19 protein-coding genes are annotated in these 24,163 nt (G+C 41.4%); 15 read left to right on the forward strand and 4 right to left on the reverse strand.

The genetic code is table 11. From position 1 onward, the window contains the following. The first annotated feature begins 7 nt into the window (after nucleotides 1–7). The 8 genes from DWY37_RS06805 (at nucleotide 8) to DWY37_RS06840 (ending at nucleotide 9,643) form a co-directional block, all read left to right on the forward strand. Nucleotides 8–925, forward strand: coding sequence for a SufB/SufD family protein (locus tag DWY37_RS06805; RefSeq protein WP_117698645.1), 918 nt, complete (start codon nucleotides 8–10; stop codon nucleotides 923–925). 57 nt (nucleotides 926–982) lie between these two features. Then, nucleotides 983–1,834, forward strand: coding sequence for an EamA family transporter (locus DWY37_RS06810; protein ID WP_117698646.1), 852 nt, complete (start codon nucleotides 983–985; stop codon nucleotides 1,832–1,834). A 20-nt stretch (nucleotides 1,835–1,854) separates the two neighbouring features. Continuing rightward, a complete protein-coding gene (locus DWY37_RS06815) occupies nucleotides 1,855–4,158 on the forward strand; it encodes a glycoside hydrolase family 31 protein (RefSeq protein WP_117698647.1) in 2,304 nt (767 codons plus the stop codon). Between the two features lie 41 nt (nucleotides 4,159–4,199). Further along, nucleotides 4,200–5,507, forward strand: a complete 1,308-nt coding sequence (locus tag DWY37_RS06820; protein ID WP_117698648.1) for a patatin-like phospholipase family protein — start codon at nucleotides 4,200–4,202, stop codon at nucleotides 5,505–5,507. A 73-nt stretch (nucleotides 5,508–5,580) separates the two neighbouring features. Next, nucleotides 5,581–5,970, forward strand: a complete 390-nt coding sequence (locus tag DWY37_RS06825; RefSeq protein WP_117698649.1) for a hypothetical protein — start codon at nucleotides 5,581–5,583, stop codon at nucleotides 5,968–5,970. A 195-nt stretch (nucleotides 5,971–6,165) separates the two neighbouring features. After that, nucleotides 6,166–8,700: a hypothetical protein gene (locus DWY37_RS06830; protein WP_117698650.1), complete on the forward strand. Its 2,535-nt coding sequence runs from the start codon at nucleotides 6,166–6,168 to the stop codon at nucleotides 8,698–8,700. Nucleotides 8,701–8,885: 185 nt separating this feature from the next. Further along, nucleotides 8,886–9,140, forward strand: coding sequence for an HPr family phosphocarrier protein (locus DWY37_RS06835; protein WP_117698651.1), 255 nt, complete (start codon nucleotides 8,886–8,888; stop codon nucleotides 9,138–9,140). A gap of 20 nt (nucleotides 9,141–9,160) precedes the next feature. Further along, on the forward strand, nucleotides 9,161–9,643 hold the full coding sequence (locus DWY37_RS06840) for a DUF6465 family protein (RefSeq protein ID WP_117698652.1): 483 nt from the start codon (nucleotides 9,161–9,163) through the stop codon (nucleotides 9,641–9,643). 63 nt (nucleotides 9,644–9,706) lie between these two features. On the opposite strand, the gene DWY37_RS06845 is transcribed toward DWY37_RS06840, so the two are convergent. The 4 genes from DWY37_RS06845 to murC form a co-directional block, all read right to left on the reverse strand. Continuing rightward, the gene (locus DWY37_RS06845) at nucleotides 9,707–10,894 is read right to left on the reverse strand and encodes a ribose-phosphate pyrophosphokinase (protein ID WP_022243630.1); all 1,188 of its coding nucleotides are present in this window, start codon (nucleotides 10,892–10,894) and stop codon (nucleotides 9,707–9,709) included. Between the two features lie 71 nt (nucleotides 10,895–10,965). Then, the gene (locus tag DWY37_RS06850) at nucleotides 10,966–11,958 is read right to left on the reverse strand and encodes an ATP-binding protein (RefSeq protein WP_117841363.1); all 993 of its coding nucleotides are present in this window, start codon (nucleotides 11,956–11,958) and stop codon (nucleotides 10,966–10,968) included. A gap of 34 nt (nucleotides 11,959–11,992) precedes the next feature. Beyond that, on the reverse strand, nucleotides 11,993–13,021 hold the full coding sequence (locus DWY37_RS06855; RefSeq protein ID WP_118541926.1) for a DnaD domain protein: 1,029 nt from the start codon (nucleotides 13,019–13,021) through the stop codon (nucleotides 11,993–11,995). A gap of 283 nt (nucleotides 13,022–13,304) precedes the next feature. Continuing rightward, nucleotides 13,305–14,684, reverse strand: coding sequence for a UDP-N-acetylmuramate--L-alanine ligase (murC, locus tag DWY37_RS06860; RefSeq protein ID WP_117841362.1), 1,380 nt, complete (start codon nucleotides 14,682–14,684; stop codon nucleotides 13,305–13,307). A 292-nt stretch (nucleotides 14,685–14,976) separates the two neighbouring features. Between murC and DWY37_RS06865 the strand changes: the two genes are divergently transcribed. The 7 genes from DWY37_RS06865 to DWY37_RS06895 all read left to right on the forward strand — a co-directional run bounded on the left by DWY37_RS06865 (nucleotide 14,977) and on the right by DWY37_RS06895 (nucleotide 24,145). Further along, nucleotides 14,977–16,251: a glucose-1-phosphate adenylyltransferase gene (locus DWY37_RS06865; protein ID WP_022243626.1), complete on the forward strand. Its 1,275-nt coding sequence runs from the start codon at nucleotides 14,977–14,979 to the stop codon at nucleotides 16,249–16,251. After that, nucleotides 16,248–17,366, forward strand: a complete 1,119-nt coding sequence (gene glgD / locus DWY37_RS06870) for a glucose-1-phosphate adenylyltransferase subunit GlgD (RefSeq protein ID WP_117698654.1) — start codon at nucleotides 16,248–16,250, stop codon at nucleotides 17,364–17,366. The genes DWY37_RS06865 and glgD overlap by 4 nt, the downstream gene beginning before the upstream one ends. A 39-nt stretch (nucleotides 17,367–17,405) precedes the next feature. Next, complete coding sequence (gene spoVG / locus DWY37_RS06875) at nucleotides 17,406–17,675, forward strand: septation regulator SpoVG (RefSeq protein WP_117698655.1); 270 nt, start codon at nucleotides 17,406–17,408, stop codon at nucleotides 17,673–17,675. Between the two features lie 435 nt (nucleotides 17,676–18,110). After that, nucleotides 18,111–18,863 carry a sugar phosphate nucleotidyltransferase gene (locus DWY37_RS06880; protein ID WP_118541924.1) on the forward strand — a complete coding sequence of 251 codons (753 nt, stop codon included), beginning with the start codon at nucleotides 18,111–18,113 and terminating at the stop codon, nucleotides 18,861–18,863. After that, nucleotides 18,851–19,411: an aminoacyl-tRNA hydrolase gene (gene pth, locus DWY37_RS06885; protein WP_117698657.1), complete on the forward strand. Its 561-nt coding sequence runs from the start codon at nucleotides 18,851–18,853 to the stop codon at nucleotides 19,409–19,411. Before DWY37_RS06880 ends, pth begins: the two co-directional genes overlap by 13 nt. 12 nt (nucleotides 19,412–19,423) lie before the next feature. Then, on the forward strand, nucleotides 19,424–22,972 hold the full coding sequence (gene mfd / locus DWY37_RS06890; RefSeq protein ID WP_118541922.1) for a transcription-repair coupling factor: 3,549 nt from the start codon (nucleotides 19,424–19,426) through the stop codon (nucleotides 22,970–22,972). A gap of 75 nt (nucleotides 22,973–23,047) precedes the next feature. Further along, nucleotides 23,048–24,145 carry a peptidyl-prolyl cis-trans isomerase gene (locus tag DWY37_RS06895; RefSeq protein WP_158552099.1) on the forward strand — a complete coding sequence of 366 codons (1,098 nt, stop codon included), beginning with the start codon at nucleotides 23,048–23,050 and terminating at the stop codon, nucleotides 24,143–24,145. The last annotated feature ends 18 nt before the right edge of the window (nucleotides 24,146–24,163 follow it).

Raw genomic sequence — 24,163 nt, forward strand, 5'->3', positions numbered from 1 at the left:
TGAGAAAATGGACAGTATAGAAAAGAATCTTTTAGCAGAGATATCAGATTTGCACAGCGTGCCGGAAGGTGCATATAACATCCGCAACAACGGAAAACTGGAGGCAAGAAATACAACTGCAAATATTGATATTGTAACTAAGAAGGACAAGCCGGGAATTGATATCTATGTAAAACCGGGAACAAAGAATGAGAGTATGCATATTCCGGTTATCTTAAGTGAAAGCGGCTTAAAGGACCTGGTGTATAATGATTTTTATATCGGGGAAGGTGCAGATGTGACAATCATTGCGGGATGCGGTATCCACAACTGCGGAGACCAGACATCACAGCATGATGGAATACACACCTTTTATATAGGAAAGAATGCAAAAGTAAAATATGTAGAAAAGCATTATGGTGAAGGGGATGGAAATGGAGCCAGAGTCTTAAATCCAACTACCGTGATCCACATGGAAGAAGGCGGATTCATGGATATGGACAGTGTTCAGATTAAAGGAGTAGACTCCACAATCCGTACAACCGAAGCAGATCTTAAAGAAGATGCGTCCCTTGTGATTCATGAACGTATTATGACTCATGGACAGCAGAAGGCAGAGACAGATTTTACGGTAGATTTAAATGGAGCACATTCCAGTGCAAATGTGGTATCGCGTTCGGTAGCAAAGGGAGATTCCCACCAGAAGTTTGTTTCTTATATTCGTGGTAATAATGCATGTAGCGGACATACAGAATGTGATGCCATCATCATGGACAATGGAAAGGTGGAGGCAATTCCGTCTCTTGCAGCAAATGATATCGATGCAGCATTGATTCATGAGGCAGCAATTGGAAAAATAGCAGGAGAACAGCTGATTAAGCTGATGACACTGGGACTGTCTGAAAAAGAGGCAGAGGAGCAGATTGTAAATGGATTTCTGAAATAGGATATGTATGGGGAATGAAGGGTGCAGGAAAGAACAAACAAGAGAAGAGGAATAAATATGTGGCTTGCATATGCATGTGGCTCTGCTTTTTTTGCAGGTATTACGGCAATATTGGCAAAAGTTGGAATTAAGAAAATAGACTCGAATCTTGCAACAGCAATCCGGACGGTTGTAGTATTGATTTTTGCATGGATTATGGTACGGCTTACCGGATCTTATACTCCAATCGGAAGTATAGGAATGCGGACGTTAATTTATCTTGCGTTATCAGGAATAGCGACCGGAGTATCCTGGCTTTGCTATTTTCGGGCATTGCAGCTAGGAGATGTAAATAAAGTAACACCGATTGATAAATCCAGTACAATCCTGACAATGATTCTGGCAGTCATTTTCTTAAATGAAGGACTGAACGAGAAGAAAATTATTGCCATGGTATTAATTGGCGTTGGAACGATGCTCATGATTACCAGAAAGAAAAGCGGTGGCACAAAGAGCCGGGCATGGCTTATCTATGCACTGCTGTCTGCAGTGTTTGCCAGCCTGACATCCATCCTTGCCAAGGTGGGAATAGATGGTGTGAATTCCAATCTCGGAACGGCATATCGTACTGGAGTGGTACTTGTTATGGCATGGGTGGTAGTATTTGTGACAAAGAAACAGAAGCAGGTCCGGAGTATGACCTTCCGGGATGGAATGTTTCTGATTTTATCCGGAATAGCGACCGGAGCATCCTGGCTTTGTTATTACCGGGCATTGCAGCTGGGCGAAGCCAGTGTAGTGGTGCCGATTGATAAACTAAGCATTGTAGTTACAATTGTATTTTCATCTGTGTTTTTAAATGAAAGACTACAGCCAAAGGCATTCTTTGGATTACTTATGATAGTGGGTGGCACATTGCTGCTGATATAAGCAAAAGCGGAGGAAAAAGTATGCTGGGAAAAAGAAAATCTTATTATGTGGAGAATGGAATCATTCATTTTGCATTTGAATATGGCAAGGGAAGTTTAGAGGTTCTGACAGATAACATTGTAAATGTGTTTGTTCCGTTCGAATGTGAGGAACATCGTTCAAAAGCCATCGAGGGAGAAAAGTCAAAGCATATACATTTTGATGTGCAGGAAGGAATTGACTATCTTGAGGTTCGGACTGCAAAATTAATCATACGCGTATATGATAATTTTATGGTGGATTTTTATGATGTGAATGGACAGCTTCTCTGTGCGGACTATCGTGGTGGAAGGAAATTTGCAACACAGATTAGTGAGAAATTTATCGAATTCTTAAAAGCAGAGGGACATGAGGTGCCACAGGCGACAGATAAGAATTATCATGTGCAGGCTGTAAAACGCATGGAAGGAGACGAAGCCTTCTATGGCTTTGGTGATAAAGCAGGGGTATTAAATAAGAAGAATTACGATTATGAGATGTGGAATACGGATAATCCGGCGGCGCATACGGAAGCCTTTAAAGCATTGTATAAATCGATCCCGTTCTTTATAACATTGCGTGAAAGCTGCGTATACGGAATCTTTTTTGATAATACCTGTAAGACTTATTTTGATCTGGCAAAAGAAAATAAGGAATACTATTTCTTTGGCTCAGACCGTGGCAATCTGGATTATTATTTTATTGCCGGGGATAATATGCCGGAGGTAGTAGCTGATTATACTTATCTGACCGGAAGAACACCGCTTCCGCAGCTTTATACATTAGGCTATCATCAGTCGCGCTGGGGATATGAGACTTCCGCAGAGATCCGCGCAATTGCGGATAAATACCGTGCATTAAAGATTCCGATTGATACGATTCATCTGGATATTGACTATATGGATGGCTACCGGGTCTTTACCTGGAATGAAAAGGACTTTGGCAGGCCTGGTGAAGTGATTGCAGATTTAAAGAAAAAAGGATTTAAAATTGTTACCATCATTGACCCGGGTGTCAAATTAGACCCAGGTTATGATATGTATGATGAAGGCATGGAGCAGGGATATTTTGCCAAGACACCGGAAGGGGATACCTATGTAAATGCAGTATGGCCTGGAGATGCGGTATACCCTGACTTTGGAAATCCGAAGGTAAGACAGTGGTGGGGAGAGAAACAGAAATATCTTGTGGACTTAGGAGTCCGCGGTGTATGGAATGATATGAATGAGCCGGCAAGCTTTCGTGGAGAACTGCCGGAAGATGTGGTATTTACAGACGAAGACAGACCATGTGACCATGGCCAGATGCACAATGTCTATGGACATCTGATGGCAAAGGCTACCTATGAAGGCTTGAAGAAGCAGGACGGCAGAAGACCATTTGTAATCACCCGTGCCTGTTACAGTGGTTCCCAAAAGTATACCACAGCATGGACAGGGGATAATCAGAGCCTGTGGGAGCACCTGCGGATGGCAATTCCGCAGATGTGCAATCTGGGATTATCCGGTATGGTATTTATCGGAACAGATGTAGGTGGATTCGGTGCAGATGTGACGCCGGAGCTGTTGTCAAGATGGGTACAGGTCGGCTGTTTTTCACCGTTGTTCCGGAATCATTCTTCCAAGGGTTCTACCAGACAGGAGCCGTGGCTTTTCGGAGAAGAGGCGTTAAATATTAACCGGAAATATATTGAACTTCGCTATAAATTACTGCCATACCTTTATGATTTATTCCATGAGACGGAGCAGAATGGTATGCCGGTAATCCGTCCACTGGTATTGCATTATGAGAAAGATAAAGAAACCTGGAATCTCAATGGAGAATTCCTGTTTGGAGAGCATATGCTGGTAGCCCCTGTAGTAGAGCAGGGAATGACGAAGAAGCTTTTGTATCTGCCGGAGGGAATCTGGTATGACTATGATACAAGGGAAAAATATACCGGAAAGCAGTATATTGTAAAAGATGCACCTCTTGATGTATGTCCGGTTTTTGTAAAAGCAGGAAGCATTATCCCATGTTTTGAACCGATGCAGTATGTGGGAGAGATTGAACTGGATACCCTGATTCTTGATGTATATCCGGGAGAAGGCCGTTATGTGCATTATCAGGATGACGGAGAAGATTTTACATATCAGGATGGTGAATATAATGAATATGAGATGACCGTCACAAAGGATGAGACATTAACGGTCCGGATGCTGCATAAAGGTTATGAAAAAGTATATAAGAAATTTGTGATATGTTACAAAGGGCGTAAAAATGAGTTCGCATTCAATGGCGAGAAACTGACAGTCTGGCTTTCTTAAAAGAAAGGCAGAAGCCGGGAGATAACCGGAGGAGGACTTATATGAAACGTGGAATTGCATTAAGTGGAGGCGGTACGAAAGGCTCTTATGAACTGGGAGTCTGGAAAGCATTAAATGAACTTGGCATTGATTATCAGATTGTAACCGGAACATCCATAGGTTCCATTAACGGAGCCTTAATGGCAACGGGAGATTATGACAGAGCGTATGAACTATGGAGCACCATAACCATGGAAGATATGATGGAGGATGGAATCAATCTGACGGATACCATAGAGGGCATGTATGACCAGAGAGAGACAATTGGTCCATTCCTGAAAAAATATATAAAGAATAAAGGTGCAGATATTTCACCTTTTACTGCTTTTATTGAAACACTGATAGAAGAGGATAAGATTCGGAAATCAAAGACAGACTTTGGATTGGTTACGGTGGAATTTCCGTCTTTAAAACCCTGTGAACTGACAAAGAGTGACATTCCGGAAGGACTTATGAAAGATTATATTCTGGCATCTTCTGCAATTTTTCCATTATTTCCGATGCATAAAATCGGAGAGACAACGTATCTGGATGGATGCTATTATGATAATCTTCCGATTGACCTTGCTATCCGAATGGGAGCACAGCAGATTATTGCTGTTGATTTACATACATCACCGGCACACGATGCCTATGCAAAGCGGCCGTATGTAACTTATATCAAGCCAAGCCGCTCCCTTGGAACCATGATGAATTTTGCCCATGCTCTTTTAATGGCAAATGCCAGAATGGGATACCAGGATACCATGAAGGTTTATGGAAAATATTATGGCTATGTATATACCTTTGAAAAGGAATCCATGGAGAAATACCGCAGGGCAATGGATCACTTTTTGTATCGGATGACAGAACTGGATTTACTGGTAAGGGATGAAATGCCGGTAAAACGTTTTGCTAAGAAAAGTGAATTTAATAAAGTACATACACTTCTGGCAGAACGAAGTGAAAAGGAGAAAATGTCACCGAGGGAATATTTCCTTGCAGCGGCAGAAATCTGTGGAGAGGTATTTGATGTAGATGCAGCAATTGAATATTCCATGGAACATTTTGTGGAAACACTTCATAAGAAGTTGGCAGATGCAGAGTTGAGACAGGTGACAGAATGTATCATTGCACATAAATTAAGGGAGCCGGCAGGACTGATTGCAGAGGTTAAAAACTTTGGAAAAGAAATGCTGGTAGCTGCGGCTGCATATTATGCGGCACAACAGGACACACTGACGTCAAAAGAAATTCTGAAACTGCATGCCATGTTCCCAAAGGAACTGACAGCGGTATTATTTCTGATGTCGTTGGAAACAAACAGATAACAGCATTTTTGCCGTCAACAAACAGTCTCTGCTGCATATATTATACTGATGAGAATCAGGAGAGAAGGAAACATTGGATTATAATCAGGATATTTTCTTTAAGATGCAACAGCAGCAGATGCCAGGCAAACAGCCCTTTTACATGACAAATCCAATCCAGAATCTTTACATGACGGAGTTAGAATATCAGAGGGATTTAGACCGCATGAAAGAGATGTATCCGCTGGAGATAAGAAAAGTGCAGGAGCTGGTGGAAGAAGAATGCGATAAGATGGAATATGAGGGAAGTCTCATGTTTGACGAGTATCCGGACCGGCTGATGTTGCGGCAGATTTGTAAGAGAATCCGTGATAAGGCGGGACTTGGGGAAAGCCGGGAAGGAATGGATGCTCCGGAAATTCTTCTGTTTCATGAGATGTTTTACCGCAGATGCCGTTACAGACGCTGCCGCAGATGCTGGTAGCAGATAATAAAATAGAGGTTGAGCTTTTGCAAAAAAGGAATTACAATATAGCTGTCGTTTTTTGATGGCTATATTGTTTGTTTACGTGAGTAGCGAGAAAAATCGCATGCCTGCATGCAGATTTGACGAGCACCGCGATAACTCGAGAAACTCGCAAAGCGTGTTTTTCGTAGTTTAGGAAGATGAGGAATACAGATGAATAAAGGAATGATTCGGGCACTGGTGTTAGCAGGTGTGTTTCTGGTATCAACCGTAGTGTTTAGCTTTTTGACAAATAAAACAAATCCCGATATGACAACAGAACTGGAGGAGGCAACGCTGCCGACTGTCCAGCTTTATTATAAAGAGCAGAAAATCAATGAACTCTACGGGTATGTAGATGAAATGAATGCAGTTTACATGAGGGACAGCATTACGCCGATTGATACGGACAGGCTGCTTCCAATCCGCGTTCAGAATGGAAGCTATGCAGTGGATGAACTTTCCTATGAGATCCGGAGTATGGATACTAAGCGTCTTATTGCAGATGCGAAGGTAGATAGTTATTCCCAGAAGAATGGAGTGATTACAGCAGACCTTCCGATTCAGAATCTTCTGGATTCCAATGCAGAATATCTGTTGATTATACATTTACTGCATGGGGATGATACTTTAAATTATTATACAAGGATTATTGAACCGCAGGATTGTTATGTGAAGGAAAGCATTGATTTTGCAAAAGATTTCCATGAAAAAACATTTCAGGAGGATGGAAGCGGCTCTCTGGCAACTTATATGGAACCGGATTCTTCTGCGGATAATACCACACTTGCCAATGTCAGTATTCATTCCACACTGCGACAGGTAACATGGGATAAATTCAATGGGACCGTTCTGACGGACCCATCGGTAAGCATCAAAGAAATCAATAATTCCTATAATGTAATTCTATTGGATTATGTAGTGACGGCAACCGGAGATAATGGGGAACTGGAATATTATAATGTAGAAGAATATTACCGTGTCCGTTATACCAATGACCGGATGTATCTATTGAATTTTGAGAGAACCATGGATGAAATTTTCCGGGCAGAGAATGATGATTTTTATGAGAATTATTTACAGCTTGGAATATGTTCGTCCGATATGGAATATAAGAGTAATGAGACAGGAAGTATTCTCTGTTTTGTAAAAGAAGGAGAACTCTGGTGTTACAATGCGACAGAAAAAAAGCTTTCCCAGGTGTTCAGCTTCCGTGGTTATGAGGGGATTGATTCCAGGGAAAATCATAAGGAACATGATATCCGGATTATTAAGGTGGATGAAACAGGAAGTGCTGATTTTGTTGTGTATGGTTATATGAACAGGGGAAACCACGAAGGTCAGGTGGGTGTAGGTGTTTATCATTATGACAGCGTGGCAAATACAGTAGAAGAGGAACTGTTTATACCATCCACCCACTCTTACGAAGTGCTGAAATCAGAACTGGGACAGCTGATGTATGAAAATGAAAGTGGAATGTTCTACATTATGATGGGTGGGACACTGTATGAGATTAATCTTGCTACTACCAAAGAAAAGGAAGTAGTCAGCGGATTTGAAACAGGAAATTATGCGGTATCAGAGAATAACCAGTTTGTTGCTTATATTGCAGATGGCAACAGTGACAGCGGTTCGAAAATTACTGTTCTGAATCTGGAGAATTCGAAAAGCTTTGAAGTGGCAGCGGCAGCAGGAACGTATATCCGGCCACTGGCATTTATGGAAGATGATTTTATCTATGGAGAGGCAGATGACAGTGATGTGTATACAGATTCTGCCGGAAATGTACAGTTCCCGATGAATCATATTTATATTGTAGATACGGATGATGAAGAACACGGAGTGTTAAAAGATTATCATAAGGATGGATATTATGTAGCGTCTGTAGAAGTTGTGGATTATACTATTTATCTGAACCGGGAACAATATAACGGTATGGCTTATGTTCCGGCAGAACAGGATACGATTATGAATCGTGAGGGAGATTCTGCAGAAGTAGTCAGCATTCACAGTACGGTAACGGAACGAAAACAGACGCAGCTGCAGCTGCAATTATTACAGGAAGAAGAGATAAGCTCGGATCGTCTTCTGACTCCGAAACGGATTGTATTGGAGTCACCGAGAAATGTGAATCTGAAAGAGCCGGAAGAGACAGATTATTATTATGCTTATTCTGCCGGAAGAGTAGTGCTGGCAACAGATAATGCGGCAAAAGCCATTGCAGTGGCAAATGATAATGTGGGCGTTGTGGTAGGAAGCAGACAGCAGTATATCTGGAAGAGGGCAAGAAAATCTTCCCAGTCACCACTGACGATTACAATAGGTGATGCAGACGCATCCGGAACAACGATAGCAAAAGCAATCAATGGTATGCTTTCGATGCAGGGATTAAATGTTGGTGTAGGAGAATTGATGACATCCGGAAATACACCAAAACAAATTTTAAAGGATACCCTGCAGGACTCTGTAGTCATTGATTTGACCGGAAGCGATCTGGATGCAGTGTTATATTATGTCAATCTGGGAACACCGGTATTTGCCATGAACAGTGGAAGCGAAGCTGTATTGATTACAGGCTATGATAACGCAGGAGTCTATATTTATAATCCGGCAACCGGTGCAACAGAGAAGATGTCAATGACGGATGCACAGAATTTATTTGATACAGCAGGTAATGTATATTTTGCTTATATGAAAATGGCAGAATAGGGATGCAGGCAGAGACAGGCGTGAAAAAGACGCAAAAAACGTATAAAATTGCCTAAAAAAAGCCGAAGTTTTTTGGCAGTTTCGGTATTAGTGCTGTATTTTCACAAAGTCTATTGCAAAATCTGTTCGTGTAGGATATATTAACTTTTGTACTAATTGTACTACTTAGAAGCGAGGAAGATAACATGAGTAGAAAAGAAGTTACAGTTTCAAACGTTTCAAAAAAACACGATAATCCAATTGCAGAGTTGGTTCAGGTTGCCTGCCAGTTTGACAGCAATATTACTCTGGAAAGTGATAACCGTAAAATTAATGCCAAGAGCATCATGGGAATTATGGCATTTAATCCGTCCAAAGGAATGACGGTTAACATTGTTGCAGAGGGAAATGATGAAGAAGAAGCCCTATTAGCAATGGAGAAGTTTTTAGTGTGTGATTAATTTTCAGGGAGGGAATTATAATGCAGAAGAGACCAGTTGAAAAAGCAGCCGAAGTAAAGGCAGCAGTAAAAGCTACAGAGACAAAGGCAGTAGTTAAGGCAGAAGAGGTTAAGGCAGAAGCAAAAGAAGTTGTAGCGAAGAAAGCAGAAACCGTAGTAAAGAAAGCGGAAGAGACAGTTAAGAAGGCAGAGGAGACAGCAAAGAAAGCAGAGACAACTGTAAAAGCAGCAGCAAAGACTACCGCAAAGAAAGCAACCAAGAAAGCAGCGGCTAAGAAAACTACTAAGGTAGAGAAGAAAGAACTTGTACCGGAAGTATTTGTTCAGTTTGATGGTAATGAAGATGTTGTTGCAAACGTGATTGAGAGAGCAAAAGAAGCTTTCACAGCAGACGGACACAGAGCATCCAGCATCAAGTCTTTAAAGGTTTATTTAAAACCGGAAGAATATGCAGCATACTATGTTATAAACGATACATATGCAGGCAAGGTTAACTTATTCTAGTTTTATTTTGCCCATGATATTAAAATGGCTTCGGAATTCCGAAGCCATTTTTGCTGTTGTTATTTATTTCTTTTTCTGATTAGCTTTATATTTCTTTATAAGCTTCTGGATACGCTCGTTTGGATCTAAGAGCTCGCTGATAGAAGCATCATGATTCAATGTATCAATAATATAAGCAATATATTTGCTCATGTCACAGTTGATATAATATGGACGGCTTAAAAGCTCCGGAGTCTGATAAGTCAGGTTGGTGGTAACTACACGGTAGATAGTTCCATCTTCTACAGCTTTATCGAATTTTTCCAGACCATTGGTGAAAAGTCCGAAGGTTGCAACGACAAAGATTCTGTTTGCTTTTCTCTTCTTTAGTTCGGTTGCAACGTCAATCATGCTTTCTCCGGAAGAAATCATATCATCGATAATCAGAACATCTTTTCCTTCTACGGAAGAACCTAAAAATTCATGTGCGACAATAGGGTTACGTCCGTCAACAATTCTGCTGTAATCACGACGTTTGTAGAACATACCCATATCCAGACCAAGTACACTGGAAAGATAAATTGCACGTCCGGTACCACCCTCATCCGGGCTGATAATCATCATGTGGTCAGAATCAATCTGTAAGTCAGGAACGTTTTTGCAGATACCTTTGATAAACTGGTATGCAGGCTGAACAGTTTCAAAACCACCCTTTAAAGGAATTGCATTCTGGACACGAGGGTCATGTGCATCAAATGTAATAATGTTGTCAACGCCCATGGCAACCAGTTCCTGTAAAGCCAGTGCACAGTCTAAAGATTCCCTGGTGCTTCTTCTATGCTGGCGGCTTTCATAAAGGAATGGGATGATAACAGTAATTCTTCTTGCCTTGCCGCCAATTGCAGCAATAATTCTCTTTAAATCCTGATAATGATCGTCTGGGGACATATGGTTTGTCTGACCGCACAGAGAATAAGTAAGGCTGTAGTTGGTGACATCAACCATAAGATAAAGGTCATAACCACGAACCGTTTCTTTGATCATTCCCTTTGCCTCGCCTGAACCAAAACGAGGGGTAACTGCTTCAATGATATAAGAATCACGTTTGTAGCCCATAAAAGCTGCATCATTCTGGTGCTGATGCTGTCTTTCGTCTCTCCATTTGACAAGGTATTTGTCAACTTTTTCTCCTAATTCCTGGCAGCTCTGTAATGGAATAATTCCAAGAGAACCAGTAGGAAGGGTTTCTAAGTTTCTTTCACTGTTTGACATGAATAGGTTCCTCCATAGAAATAATTTATCTTATATAGTTCAATAGATATAGCATCTAATTGAATGCGTAATTAATGCAGCTTTTTCTTAAGACGGATATCGTCCCCAAAAAGCTTAATCATCGTATAGCTGCTGAAGATGCGGGAGCAGATACGCTCGGAATATACATCAGCAAGCTGGTCGATACTTAAATTCGTAGAAATCAATGTTGATTTCTGACGCAGCATACGTTCGTTCAGACACAGGAAAAGCCGGGATGCCGTAAAGGAGTTGGCAAGCTCGGTTCCAAGGTCATCAATGATTAAAAGATCACAGTCGAAGATATTCTGTCCGGCAGCAGAAGCTGCAGCGTCCTTCTGGAAAGTGTCCTTTTCAAATATATCAAATAATTGGAAGGCTGTAAAATAAATAACGGAATGTCCTTTATCTAAAAGCTCTTTGGCAACGCAGTTTGAAAGAAAAGTCTTACCGACACCGGTTGCTCCATAGAAAAAGAGATTTTCAAAAGAGGTATCGAAATGCTCAATAAAGGACTTACAGTCTGCAACAGCTTTTTTTGCAGTATCATAAGCAGATAATCCGGTTGTGGGATTTATCTGCTCTTTGGAATAGTATGCATAAGAGAAATTCGAAAAATTCTCTTTGGCTAAAATATCTTTTACATTAGACTGCGTATAGACTAAATCAATGGCAGCCTGTACAAAACAATGACAGCGTTCATTCCCAATATAACCGGTATCCTTACAGTCCTTACAGGTGTAAACCGGTTCCAGATAATCAGCCGGATAACCCAGAGAAGCAATCAGATTCTGTTTCTCCCTGCGAAGAGCAGCAAGCTGTTCTTTTAATGAAGAGAGAACAGAGGAATCTTCTGCTCCATCATCAGATAAAAGCTGTTTTGCACTTGCTACTGAGATGGAAGAAATCTCGTTGTCTATTTCTGTAAGGCGCGGACATTTTCCGTAGACTTCCTGAATGCGTTCATCCAGAAGATGCTGATTGTGAAACTGTCTGGCATTATATTGCCGGATTAAAGTATCGTATTGTGAATTATTAAGAGACATGAAATGCTCCTTTAGTATTCCTGAAAAAAGTGTCTTAATTATTTAAGAGCTGTTTTTCAAGCTGTTCAAAATTATAGGTACGCTGTGAAAAATTGTTAAACCGGTTGGCGGCAGTCTTGTTTACGGTGACATTGCGGGAAGAAGATGCCTTGCTTTTTTTGTAAGCAGTGTCTAATATAGCAATATCCTCTAAATGGTGGATATTGCATTTATGCCAGTTCTCTAAGATGGTATCGGCATACTGGAAGCTTGGCTGATTTGTCGCCTGCAGTGTCCGTTTGCATGCCTCGGAAATGATATCCAGTGTAAATCCAAACTGGCTGGTCCATTTATCTACCAGTTCAAGTTCGTATTCAGCCAGTTTTCTGCCGCTGATTCCAAATGCCTTCATGACACCATAATGTGTCTGCTTATAGGCACTGGAAGAACGTCTGGCATCCTCCGCAGTACGGATAGAAGAAGCAGACCAGGAAAGGGCAATCTTGTCCATATAGCGGATGCTCTTATGACCGTTGTCCACACAGGATTCTACCAGATATTCAATCAGGTCTGTGGAGAATTTCAATTCATCTGACCAGTAAAGAATGGTTTCATAATCTTTGATGGACAAAGGATGTCCGATATAGCGTTCAATAATGAATAATAAATCGCTGGAAGCCTCATCATTCTGGAAAGACAGAATCTGGTCTTTCGTATAGGATGGACGGATATCTACAGAAGATGCCTCCGTAGGATTTTCCACATGTTCAGAATCCTGCGTAACCGCAGAAACAGGCTCACACAGGCAGATGCCGGTAAGCTGTTCGCCGGAATTATATTCTAACTGGAGTAAGTGTTTCTTCTCCCAGTATTTTAAGGCACGTTTAATATCCTTTTCTGTATGGTCAAATTTATCAGCCATCTTAGAAATGGAAAAATTCTCAGCTGCGTTGATGCAGCGGAGTAAATATAAATAAATTTTTACAAATTCTCCATTGGCATCTGCCATATACTCATCAATAAAGGTATTGGATACGCAGGTAACCGTGGATTTGCTTTTCGTATGTAATGTTATGTCTGTCATAAGAACTCCCTCTTTCACCGACCACATTATAGCATATGAATCTAAAATTGAGAAGTCTTATTTTAACCAAAAATCCAGTAAAATCAAGGGTTTCCACATTTGCACAGAATTGTGAATAATGTGGATAACTTTCTTTTGAAAGTGCATTATGGTAACTGAAATGGGAGCAGTTTGGCGGTTAATGCAGATAGAATGGCGATTTTCAAAAATACATTATGTAAACAAAAAAATCCACATCCATAATTCACAAAAATGTGAATTACGATGTGGATAATGTGGATAACTACTGCTGAAGCAGGTGTTCTCCTATAAGATACACGTCTCCGGCCCCCATAGTTATCAACAAATCATTGTTTATGCATTTTTCCGATAAAAATTTTTCAATCTCATCAAAAGACGGGAAGTAATAACTTTCCTGACCGTTTTTCTGAAGCTCTGCCAAAAGGTCTTTGGAAGAAATTCCGATCGTATTTTTCTCTCTGGCTGCATAGATGTCTGCAAGGACTACAATATCTGCCATGGAAAGTACCCGGGCAAAATCACTTAAGAATGCCTTGGTTCTGGAATAAGTGTGTGGCTGGAAAACGCAGATAATCCGTCCGTGTGGATAATTCCGGGCTGCGGTTAATGTAGCAGCTACTTCAGTCGGATGATGGGCATAATCATCGATAACGGTGATACCGTTCTTTGTTCCTTTGTATTCAAAACGACGTTTGGTGCCGCCAAACTGAAGCAGTCCCTTTTTGATAACATCCAAAGGAAGACCGAGATTTAAGCAAAGCGCAATGGCAGCCAGTGAATTGGAGACATTATGCTTGCCTGGAACACTTAAGGAAACGGTTCCTAAGTCTTCGGTTTTGTGCATCAGAGTATATGTGCCGCAGGCATGGTCATTATAAGTAATATTTTTAGCATAAAAGTCATCGTTTTCGCATAAACCATAAGTAGTGACGCTACAGGACAAATTGTTGGTAATCTGATCTAAAGCTGCAATCTGGCCGTTGATGATTAATACACCATCATGTGCAGTATTTCCGGCAAATTCATGGAAAGAACGGCGGATATCATCGATATCTTTGAAGAAGTCGAGATGCTCAGCTTCCACACTGGTGATGATACTGTATTTCGGATGAAAATGCAGGAAACTGTTGGTATATTCGCAGGCCTCGGTAATGAATACTTCTGAACCACCTACGCGGATATTTCCACCGATTGCTTCTAAGATACCACCAACACTGATTGTAGGGTCAGCCTTTGCAACAAGAAGAATCTGTGAAATCATGGATGTGGTAGTGGTTTTTCCATGGGTACCGGCAACTGCAATGGATTTCTCATAGTTATCCATAATCTGTCCAAGCAGTTCTGCACGGGAAAGCATTGGAATACCGGCATCTACGGCTGCTTTAAATTCCTCATTGTCCTCGCGGATGGCAGCAGTATAGACAACCAGTGCAGGACGGATGGATAAGTTAGATGCTTTCTGGCCAATGTAAATGGCTGCGCCTTTTTTTGCAAGGCTGTCGGTAAGCGCAGACTGCTTTGCATCAGAACCGGAAATGGTAAAACCTTCTTCCAGCAAGATTTCTGCAAGACCACTCATACTGATACCGCCAATACCGATAAAATGTACATGAATAGGTTCTTCAAAATTTAATGAATACATAATTCTTTACCTGCCTGACTTATAATTTCGTTTCTTGAGAAAAGATTTCTTCCTAATATTATAACCATATGCAGGGAATTTGCAAATCTATTTTGTCTGTCAGGAAAAAAGAATGCAAAATAATGGAGGTGATTTTGTAAAAATGACAAGAAATGTTTGAAAATTGTCTAAAATGACTAAAATTTGCGAAAAAAGATAAAATAATTATACAAAATGCTGTACAACATATGGGCAGTGTGTTATACTTTTGTTATACCAAAATGACCTGATTTTATGACGAGAGGTGAATGACGTGATTAAGAAAGAAATGATAGCCATGCTTTTGGCGGGCGGACAAGGAAGCCGTCTTGGAGTATTAACTTCCGGTGTAGCGAAGCCTGCAGTCGCATTTGGAGGAAAGTATCGTATTATCGACTTCCCATTGAGCAACTGCATCAACTCAGGTATTGATACCGTCGGAGTGCTGACACAGTATCAGCCATTGAGATTAAACAGACATATTGGAATTGGAATTCCGTGGGACTTAGACCGTAATAACGGAGGAGTAACGGTTCTTCCACCATATGAGAGAAGTGATAACAGTGAATGGTATACTGGTACAGCAAATGCGATTTACCAGAACCTGAAATATATGGAGACTTATAATCCGGATTATGTGCTGATTTTATCAGGCGACCATATTTATAAGATGGATTATGAAGTAATGCTTGATTTCCATAAGGAAAATAATGCAGACGTAACAATTGCAGCAATGCCTGTTCCAATAGAAGAAGCAAGCCGTTTTGGTGTAGTTATAACAGACGAAAATAAAAAAATTAAAGAGTTCGAGGAAAAACCGGAACATCCGAGAAGTAACCTCGCATCCATGGGAATATACATATTCAACTGGAAAGTATTGCGTGACAGTTTAATTGCTATGAAGGATCAGAGTAATTGTGACTTCGGAAAGCATATTATTCCATACTGCCATGAGAATGGAAAGCGTTTATTTGCTTATGAATTCAATGGTTACTGGAAGGATGTTGGAACACTTTCCTCCTATTGGGAAGCAAATATGGAATTGATTGATCTGATTCCGGAATTTAACCTTTATGAAGAATACTGGAAGATTTATACCAAGAGCGATAATGTAGCTCCGCAGTATCTTGCAGCAGAGTCCAAGGTTGATACCAGCATTATCGGAGAAGGTGCTGAAATTTATGGAGAAGTGCAGAATTCTGTAATTGGTGCAGGAGTCCGGATTGAAAAGGGTGCGGTGGTACACAATTCCATTATCATGAAAGAATGTGTGATTGGAGAGAATACTGTGGTGGAGAAATCCATTATTGCAGATAAGACCATTGTTGGAGCAAACTGCCACTTAGGCGTAGGAGAGTATGCACCAAGCACATTGAATGAAAAAGTATATGCATCTGATCTGGTTACTATCGGAGAAGATTCTGTAATACCAGACGGAGTTTCAATTGGAAAAAATACAGCGATTTCCGGAGTGACGGAACCGTCAGATTATCCAGATGGAATGTTAGCAGGCGGTGGAGCTATTATTAAGGAAGGTGACAGAATATGAAGGCATTAGGATTAATTTTAGCAGGTGGAAACAATCATCGTATGCAGGAACTTTCCAGCAAGCGTGCAATTGCAGCAATGCCAATCGGTGGAAGTTACCGATGCATTGATTTTGCATTGAGTAATATGAGCAACTCACATGTTCAGACCGTTGCAGTGCTGACTCAGTATAATGCACGTTCTTTAAATGAACATTTAAGCTCATCCAAATGGTGGGATTTCGGGAGAAAACAGGGAGGTCTTTATACCTTCACTCCTACTGTAACCGCTGACAACAGCTGGTGGTACAGAGGAACTGCAGATGCAATGTACCAGAACATTGATTTCTTGAAAAAACGTCATGAGCCATATGTAATTATTACAGGTGGTGATTGTGTATACAAGCTGGATTACAATAAGGTATTGGATTACCATATTGAGAAGAAAGCTGATATAACTGTTGTGTGCAAGGATATGCCGGAAGGCGCAGATATCAGCCGCTTTGGTGTAATCCGCATGAATGAAGAATCCAGAATCACAGAGTTTGAAGAGAAACCTATGGTATCCAGCTCTAATACAATTTCTACCGGTATTTATATCATCCGCAGAAGACAGCTGATTGAAATGTTAGAGCGGAGCGGTCAGGAAGACAGATGGGATTTCGTTACAGATATTCTGATTCGTTATAAGAATATGAAACGAATTTATGGATATAAAATGGAAGATTACTGGAGCAATATTGCAACAGTAGATTCATATTACAATACAAATATGGATTTCCTGAAACCGGATGTGAGAAATTACTTCTTCCGTGAGACACCGCATATCTATTCGAAAGTAGATGATTATCCACCAGCAAAATACAATGCAGGTTCTGATGTGAAGAATAGCCTGATTTCCAGTGGATGTATCATCAACAGTAAAATAGAAAATTCTGTATTGTTTAAAAATGTGTTTGTAGGAAAGAATTGTGTAATCAAGAATTCCATTATTCTCAATGACGTATACATTGGAGATAATACGCATATTGAAAACTGTATCGTGGAAAGCCGTGGAACGCTGAAAGCCAACACGTATTATTGCGGTGACGACGGAGTAAAGGTTGTACTTGAGCGCAATGACAGATATGCACTGTAGGCAGAAGACTTAAGAGAAAGGCGTGAAGGGGGTAACATAATGCAGATTACAGATGTAAGAATACGTAAAGTTGAAAAAGAAGGTAAAATGAAAGCTGTGGTATCTATTACCATAGATGAAGAATTTGTTGTACATGATATCAAGGTGATTGACGGAGAGAAGGGGCTATTCATTGCAATGCCAAGCCGCAAGGCTGCTGATGGGGAATACAGAGACATTGCACATCCAATTAACTCAGATACCAGAAATAAGATACAGCAGATTATTTTAGAAAAGTACGAAAGTGAAATCGCAGCTGAGGAGGCGTAACACGTACATAGAATAAGGAAGACGAGCAGGCTGTCACAGAAATGTGGTAGCCTGTTTTTCACACTTCTTTTTTTGAACAATTGATAGAATGAAGTATAAATATGCCGTGGGGCAAATGAGAAAGCATGAAAAAGACTGTTAGGAGCACTTGGAATTTCGGGCGAAAACAGACAACGCCGGCACAGGGAAGTGCCGGCGAGGCGCAAGCAACATGGATGTTGATTTGCGCCGGTTGTCAGAACTGATAAAAATTTTTTCAAAATTCTTAGTGCTCCTTATAGTCTTTTTCGCTTTTCCATTTGCCCCACGGCATATTTACATTGTCATCTATTTCATATTGTGGAAAAAAGGATGACAAATTTCTGAGAAAGAAGTATACTAAAATGTAACAGTATTTTCGGCAGAAAGCCGGAGAGGAATAAAGAGGATAAAAATATGGAAGCATTAAAAGCGGTAATATTGGCAGCTGGAAAGGGAACCAGAATGCAGTCAGACCTTCCGAAAGTAGTGCATACAATAGACGGAAAGTGTCTGGTAGATTATGTAATTGAAGCGGCAGAAGGAGCAGGAGCGGAGGATATCTGTCTGGTGGTAGGCTATAAGCATGAAGAGGTAGAGAATACCATTTCACATAAAGATGATGTAACATTTGTACTGCAGGAGCAGCAGCTTGGAACTGGTCATGCGGTAAAATGTGCCAAGGATTTTCTGGGAAAAGATGGACATACACTGATTCTTTTTGGAGATGCGCCACTGATTACATCTGTAACCTTAAAGCAGCTTTTGGAGTATCATATCCAGCATAAAAATGCAGTAACCGTATTGTCAGCAACGATAGATGACCCGACCGGATACGGAAGAATTATCCGCAATGAATCCGGAGAATTTATAAAGAGCGTAGAACATAAGGATGCAAACGAAGAAGAGTTGAAATCCCATGAGATTAATTCCGGAATGTATGTGTTTAATACCTGGGAATTATCACAGGCATTGGATAAGATTCAGCCGAATAATGCACAGGGTGAATATTATCTGCCGGATACGCTTACGATATTAAAGGATAAAGGACTTCGTGTAGATGCATTTGCACTGGAAAGCCCGGAAGACATCAATGGAGTAAATGACCAGAAGCAGTTAGAATCAGCTGCAGAAATCATCAGAAGAAGGACGAAAGAATGTACATTATAGCGGGACTTGGAAATCCTGGAAAGAAATATGAACATACCAGACATAATGTTGGCTTTGATGTCATGGATGTACTGGCAGAAAAATATAATATAAGGATGGACGAAAAAAAGTATAAAGCAATCTGCGGCAAAGGAATGATCGGAAGTGAAAAAGTTGTTCTGGTGAAGCCACAGACTTTTATGAACTTAAGCGGAGAAAGCATCGCTGAAGCAGTAAATTTCTATAAAGTGGATCCGGCCAGTGAATTGTTAGTGATTTTTGATGATATCAGCCTGGCACCGGGAAGAATACGGATTCGTAAAAAAGGCAGTGCCGGCGGACACAATGGAATTAAAAATATCATTGCGCAGGTGGGAACAGAGCAGTTTGCTAGGATCAAGGTAGGTGTCGGTGAGAAACCACAGGGCTGGGATTTGGCAGACCATGTCCTTGGCCATATGGATAAGGCAGACCGGAAACTGGCAGAGGAAGCATTTTTAGATGCGGTATCTGCGGTAGAACTGATTGTCGATGGAAAAATCGAACAGGCAATGAATGACTATAATTAAAGGAAGAACATTATGAATGTATTTTTGCAGCCCCTTTCGGAACTGGAAGAATTGCAAAATGCCTTAAAGCAGCTAAAGAGCAGTCCGGGTATCGTTCAGATATCCGGATGCATGGATGCGCAGAAGGCACATATGGTATTTGCGGCGAACGATGGTTTTAGAAATAAAATCATCGTTACTTTTAACGAACAAAAAGCAAGGGAAATCTTAGAAGATTATCGTTTTTTCGACAGGGAGACTCTCTATTTCCCAGCGAAGGATATTTTATTTTATCAGTCGGATATCAGAAGTAATCAGCTTACCGGAGAGCGGATTGCCCTGTTAAAACGTTTATCCGAAAAGAAGCCGGTTACAGTGGTATTGACTTTTGACGGACTGATGAACCGGATGGCAGGACTGGAAGCCTTTAAAGAAGCGGTGCGTACTTATAAGGTGGAAGACGAATTAGACTTTGAGGCAGAGACAAAGCGGCTTTTGCAGATGGGGTATGTGCGCAATTATCAGGTGGAAATGCCGGGAGAATTTGCGGTGCGTGGAGGAATCCTTGATATATATCCTCTGACGGAAGAAAATCCGCTGCGTATTGAAATGTGGGGAGATACCATTGATTCCCTGCGAAGCTTTGAGGCTGAGAGCCAGCGTTCCATAGAGAATTTGGAAGAAATTACGTTGTATCCTGCAACGGAACTGGTGCTGACGGAAGAACGGAAGCAGGCGGGCTTGAAGAAAATTCGACAGGAAGCGGTAAAAGCAGAAAAGAAGTTCCGCGACCAGATGAAAAATGAAGAAGGCCATCGCATCAAACAGACGGCGGCTGCTTTGGAAGAAGAGATAGAAGAATTAGGTGGTGCAGCTAATTTGGACAGCAGCCTTGCATATTTCTTCCCGGAGGCGGTAAGCCTTTTGGATTATTTTGGCAAAGACGAGACTCTTTTAGTCCTGGATGAACCTGCCCGGCTGATGGAAAAGGGCAGAGTGACAGAGCAGGAATTTGAAGAGAGCATGAAGCAGCGCTTGGAGAAGGGTTATATCCTGCCGGGACAGGCAGAAACGCTCTTTACCGGAAAGGAAATTACTGCGAAGATGCAGAGTTTCCACGGACTTGCACTGGCAGCACTGGATATGAAGGTGCGGGAGTTAGACATTACGAACCGTTACCATATTCAGGTGCAGGGTGTGAATTCCTATAATAACAGCTTTGCAACGCTGGTGAAGGATTTAAAGAATTATAAGAAAAACGGATACCGGGTCGTTGTATTATCCGCATCTAAGACAAGGGCAGAGCATCTGGCGAAGGATTTACAGGAAGAAGAGGTAAGCTGTTATTATGCCAAAGATTTTGAACGGGAATTGCAGCCGGGAGAAATCTTAACTGCCTATGGAAAAGTAAAACGTGGATACGAATACCCGATGATTAAATTTGCGGTTATCACAGAAAGTGATATATTCGGGCAGGAAAAGAAGAAACGGAAGAAACACCGCCTGTATGAGGGAGAAAAGATACAGAGCTTCCGTGACCTTCATGTAGGTGATTATGTGGTACATGAAAATCACGGCCTTGGCATTTATCGTGGAATCGAGAAAATCGAAGTCGATAAAAAAGTCAAGGATTATATTAAGATTGAATATGCCAAGGGAGGCAATCTTTATATTCTTGCAACCCAGCTGGAACTGATTCAGAAATATGCCGGTTCCGATGCCAAGAAACCGAAGTTAAACCGGCTGGGCAGCCCAGACTGGGATAAGACAAAAACCAGAGTGCGTGGTGCGGTAAAAGAAATTGCCCACGAACTGGTGGAACTCTATGCTATCCGGCAGAACAAAGAAGGCTATGTCTATGGTCCGGATACTGTATGGCAGAAGGAATTTGAAGAGATGTTTCCATTTGAGGAGACAGAAGATCAGGAGCTTGCCATTGAAGCAACCAAGAAGGACATGGAAAGCACCAAGATTATGGATCGTCTGATTTGCGGAGACGTAGGATATGGCAAGACGGAGGTGGCAATCCGTGCTGCCTTTAAGGCGGTGCAGGAGGGAAAACAGGTAGTTTATTTAGTACCGACCACAATCCTGGCGCAGCAGCACTATAATACCTTTGCCCAGCGGATGAAAGATTTCCCGGTAAGAGTAGATTTGCTTTGCCGTTTCCGCAGCCCAAAAGAGCAGAAGAAAACCATCGAAGATTTGAAAAAAGGCATGGTGGATATTATTATCGGAACCCACAGAGTGCTTTCTGAGGATGTGAAATTTAAGGATTTGGGACTTCTCATTATCGATGAGGAGCAGCGTTTTGGTGTGGCTCATAAAGAGAAAATCAAGCAGATGAAAAAGGATGTGGATGTGCTGACTTTAACGGCAACACCAATTCCAAGGACATTGCATATGAGCCTTATCGGAATCCGTGATATGAGTGTTTTAGAGGAGCCGCCGATGGATCGTGTGGCAATCCAGACTTATGTCATGGAATATAATGAAGAAATGGTGCGGGAGGCAATCTGCCGGGAATTAGCAAGAGACGGACAGGTTTATTATGTATTTAACCGGGTAAACCAGATTGCAGAAATGGCAGCGAAAATTTCAGAACTGGTGCCGGATGCCAATGTGGCATTTGCCCACGGACAGATGAAGGAACGGGAACTTGAGGATATTATGTATCAGTTTATCAACGGAGAGATTGATGTGCTGGTATCCACAACGATTATCGAGACGGGGCTTGATATTTCCAATGTAAATACCATGATTATTCATGATGCGGATAATATGGGACTGTCACAGCTCTATCAGCTTCGCGGAAGAGTAGGACGTTCCAACCGGACGGCATATGCGTTCTTAATGTACCGCCGGGATAAAATGTTAAAAGAAATCGCAGAGAAACGTCTGGCTGCAATCAAGGAATATACAGACTTAGGAAGCGGCTTTAAGATTGCCATGCGGGATTTGGAAATCCGTGGAGCCGGAAACCTGCTGGGTGCCCAGCAGAGCGGACACATGGAGGCAGTCGGTTATGACCTTTACTGCAAGATGCTCAATGAGGCTGTCAAACAGGAGAAGGGAATCGGAGTGGAAGAAAGCTTCGATACAACAGTAGATGTGGAAATGGATGCATTTATCCCGCCATCCTATATTCCAAACGAGACACAGAAACTGGATATTTACAAACGAATTGCAGCCATTGAAAATGATTCGGAAAGTGATGAGATGCTTGATGAGCTGACAGACCGTTTTGGAGACCCGCCAAAATCAGTGACAAACCTTCTTTCCATTGCATTGATAAAAGTGCTGGCGCATCAGGCGTATATGAAGGAAGTGGTAGAGCGTGGCAATACGGTGCGTTTTGTCATGTATGAAAAAGCTGCGGTGAATCCGGCAAAAATACCGGAACTTCTGTCAAAATATGATCATGCGTTGAAATTTATCCCGGATCAGAAAGGACCGTATTTTGTGCTGAACCGGGGAACTAACAGCCGGATAGCATCAGGCAGCAGTATCGACTATATCCGCCAGTTTGTGTTGGATGTGCAGACGATTCTGGTAGAAAAAACCATAAAAAAGGATGCTTAACTGCATAAAAATCTTGCGGCATGTACGAAAAAGCACTATAATAGAACGATGATAAATATTTTGGAGGAACGTGATATGAGATTTAAGAAATTCACAGCACTTGCATTGGCGGTTGTTACTGCAGCTTCCGTAGCTATGACAGGATGTGGCAGCAGAATCGATGAAGATGCAGTTGTTGCTACATTAGGAGATAAAGAGATTTCACTTGGACTTGCCAACTTTATGGCACAGTATACAGCAGTATCCTATGACAGCTATATTACCATGGGATATGCTAAGGAAAATATGTGGTCACAGGATTTATCCGGAAACGGTAAGACTATGCAGGATAATGTAAAAGATGGAATCCTGACACAGATTCAGACCAATTATCTCTTAGAAGACCATATGAAAGACTATGGTGTGGAAATAACGGATGAGGAGCTTTCTGATATTGATACTGCAGCACGGCAGTTCATGGATGACAATAGCAAGGAAGCAATCAAGACCATGGGTGCCAAGAAAGAATATGTAGCAGAAATGCTTCGACTGAACCTGATTCAGAAGAAGATGCATAATGCAATCATTGCAACTGTAGATACCGAAGTTTCTGATGAAGAAGCGGCACAGAGAACCTTCAGTTATATCAAGGTTTCTACCGAGGCACATTATGATGACAGCAAGAATTATGTGGAATATACCGATGATGAGAAGGCAGAATTAGAAAAAACTGCAGAGAAAATCGCAGAAGAAGCGAAAACCGATTTTGATGCAGCAGCAACAGACAACGGATATACTGTAAGCACTTATTCATACGGCAGTGATGAAATCGGTGAAGATGGAACAGCAACCGGAAGTATGGATGCATCCATTATTACAGCAGCAGATGCGTTAAAAGAGGGAGAAGTTTCTTCCATGATTTCCGTAGATGGAAAAGGATATTATGTTATCCGCTTAGACAGTGAATTTGACCGTGATGCAACCGACAAAGAGAAAGAAACAATTGTTTCCCAGCGTCAGTCCGATAAATATACTGAAGTATGCGACAGCTACAAGGAAGAAAAAGAATGGACGGTAAATGATGATGTATGGGCAGCTGTTAATTTTGATAAGCTCTATACCATCAAGAAAACAGATACAGAAACAGAATCTGTAAGTGAGACAGAGACAGCATCAGAGGCAGCAACAGAATAATTGCAGAAATTACAAAGT

The sequence above is a fragment of the Roseburia sp. AF25-13LB genome, assembly GCF_003478915.1.
Taxonomy (GTDB): domain Bacteria; phylum Bacillota; class Clostridia; order Lachnospirales; family Lachnospiraceae; genus Roseburia_C; species Roseburia_C amylophila.

Coding starts and splice junctions, on each gene's coding strand:
- DWY37_RS06805 (WP_117698645.1), top strand. CDS start 8: ATGGACAGTATAGAAAAGAATCTTTTAGCAGAGATATCAGATTTGCAC.
- DWY37_RS06810 (WP_117698646.1), top strand. CDS start 983: ATGTGGCTTGCATATGCATGTGGCTCTGCTTTTTTTGCAGGTATTACG.
- DWY37_RS06815 (WP_117698647.1), top strand. CDS start 1,855: ATGCTGGGAAAAAGAAAATCTTATTATGTGGAGAATGGAATCATTCAT.
- DWY37_RS06820 (WP_117698648.1), top strand. CDS start 4,200: ATGAAACGTGGAATTGCATTAAGTGGAGGCGGTACGAAAGGCTCTTAT.
- DWY37_RS06830 (WP_117698650.1), top strand. CDS start 6,166: ATGAATAAAGGAATGATTCGGGCACTGGTGTTAGCAGGTGTGTTTCTG.
- DWY37_RS06835 (WP_117698651.1), top strand. CDS start 8,886: ATGAGTAGAAAAGAAGTTACAGTTTCAAACGTTTCAAAAAAACACGAT.
- DWY37_RS06840 (WP_117698652.1), top strand. CDS start 9,161: ATGCAGAAGAGACCAGTTGAAAAAGCAGCCGAAGTAAAGGCAGCAGTA.
- DWY37_RS06845 (WP_022243630.1), bottom strand. CDS start 10,894: ATGTCAAACAGTGAAAGAAACTTAGAAACCCTTCCTACTGGTTCTCTT.
- DWY37_RS06850 (WP_117841363.1), bottom strand. CDS start 11,958: ATGTCTCTTAATAATTCACAATACGATACTTTAATCCGGCAATATAAT.
- DWY37_RS06855 (WP_118541926.1), bottom strand. CDS start 13,021: ATGACAGACATAACATTACATACGAAAAGCAAATCCACGGTTACCTGC.
- murC (WP_117841362.1), bottom strand. CDS start 14,684: ATGTATTCATTAAATTTTGAAGAACCTATTCATGTACATTTTATCGGT.
- glgD (WP_117698654.1), top strand. CDS start 16,248: ATGAAGGCATTAGGATTAATTTTAGCAGGTGGAAACAATCATCGTATG.
- spoVG (WP_117698655.1), top strand. CDS start 17,406: ATGCAGATTACAGATGTAAGAATACGTAAAGTTGAAAAAGAAGGTAAA.
- DWY37_RS06880 (WP_118541924.1), top strand. CDS start 18,111: ATGGAAGCATTAAAAGCGGTAATATTGGCAGCTGGAAAGGGAACCAGA.
- pth (WP_117698657.1), top strand. CDS start 18,851: ATGTACATTATAGCGGGACTTGGAAATCCTGGAAAGAAATATGAACAT.
- mfd (WP_118541922.1), top strand. CDS start 19,424: ATGAATGTATTTTTGCAGCCCCTTTCGGAACTGGAAGAATTGCAAAAT.
- DWY37_RS06895 (WP_158552099.1), top strand. CDS start 23,048: ATGAGATTTAAGAAATTCACAGCACTTGCATTGGCGGTTGTTACTGCA.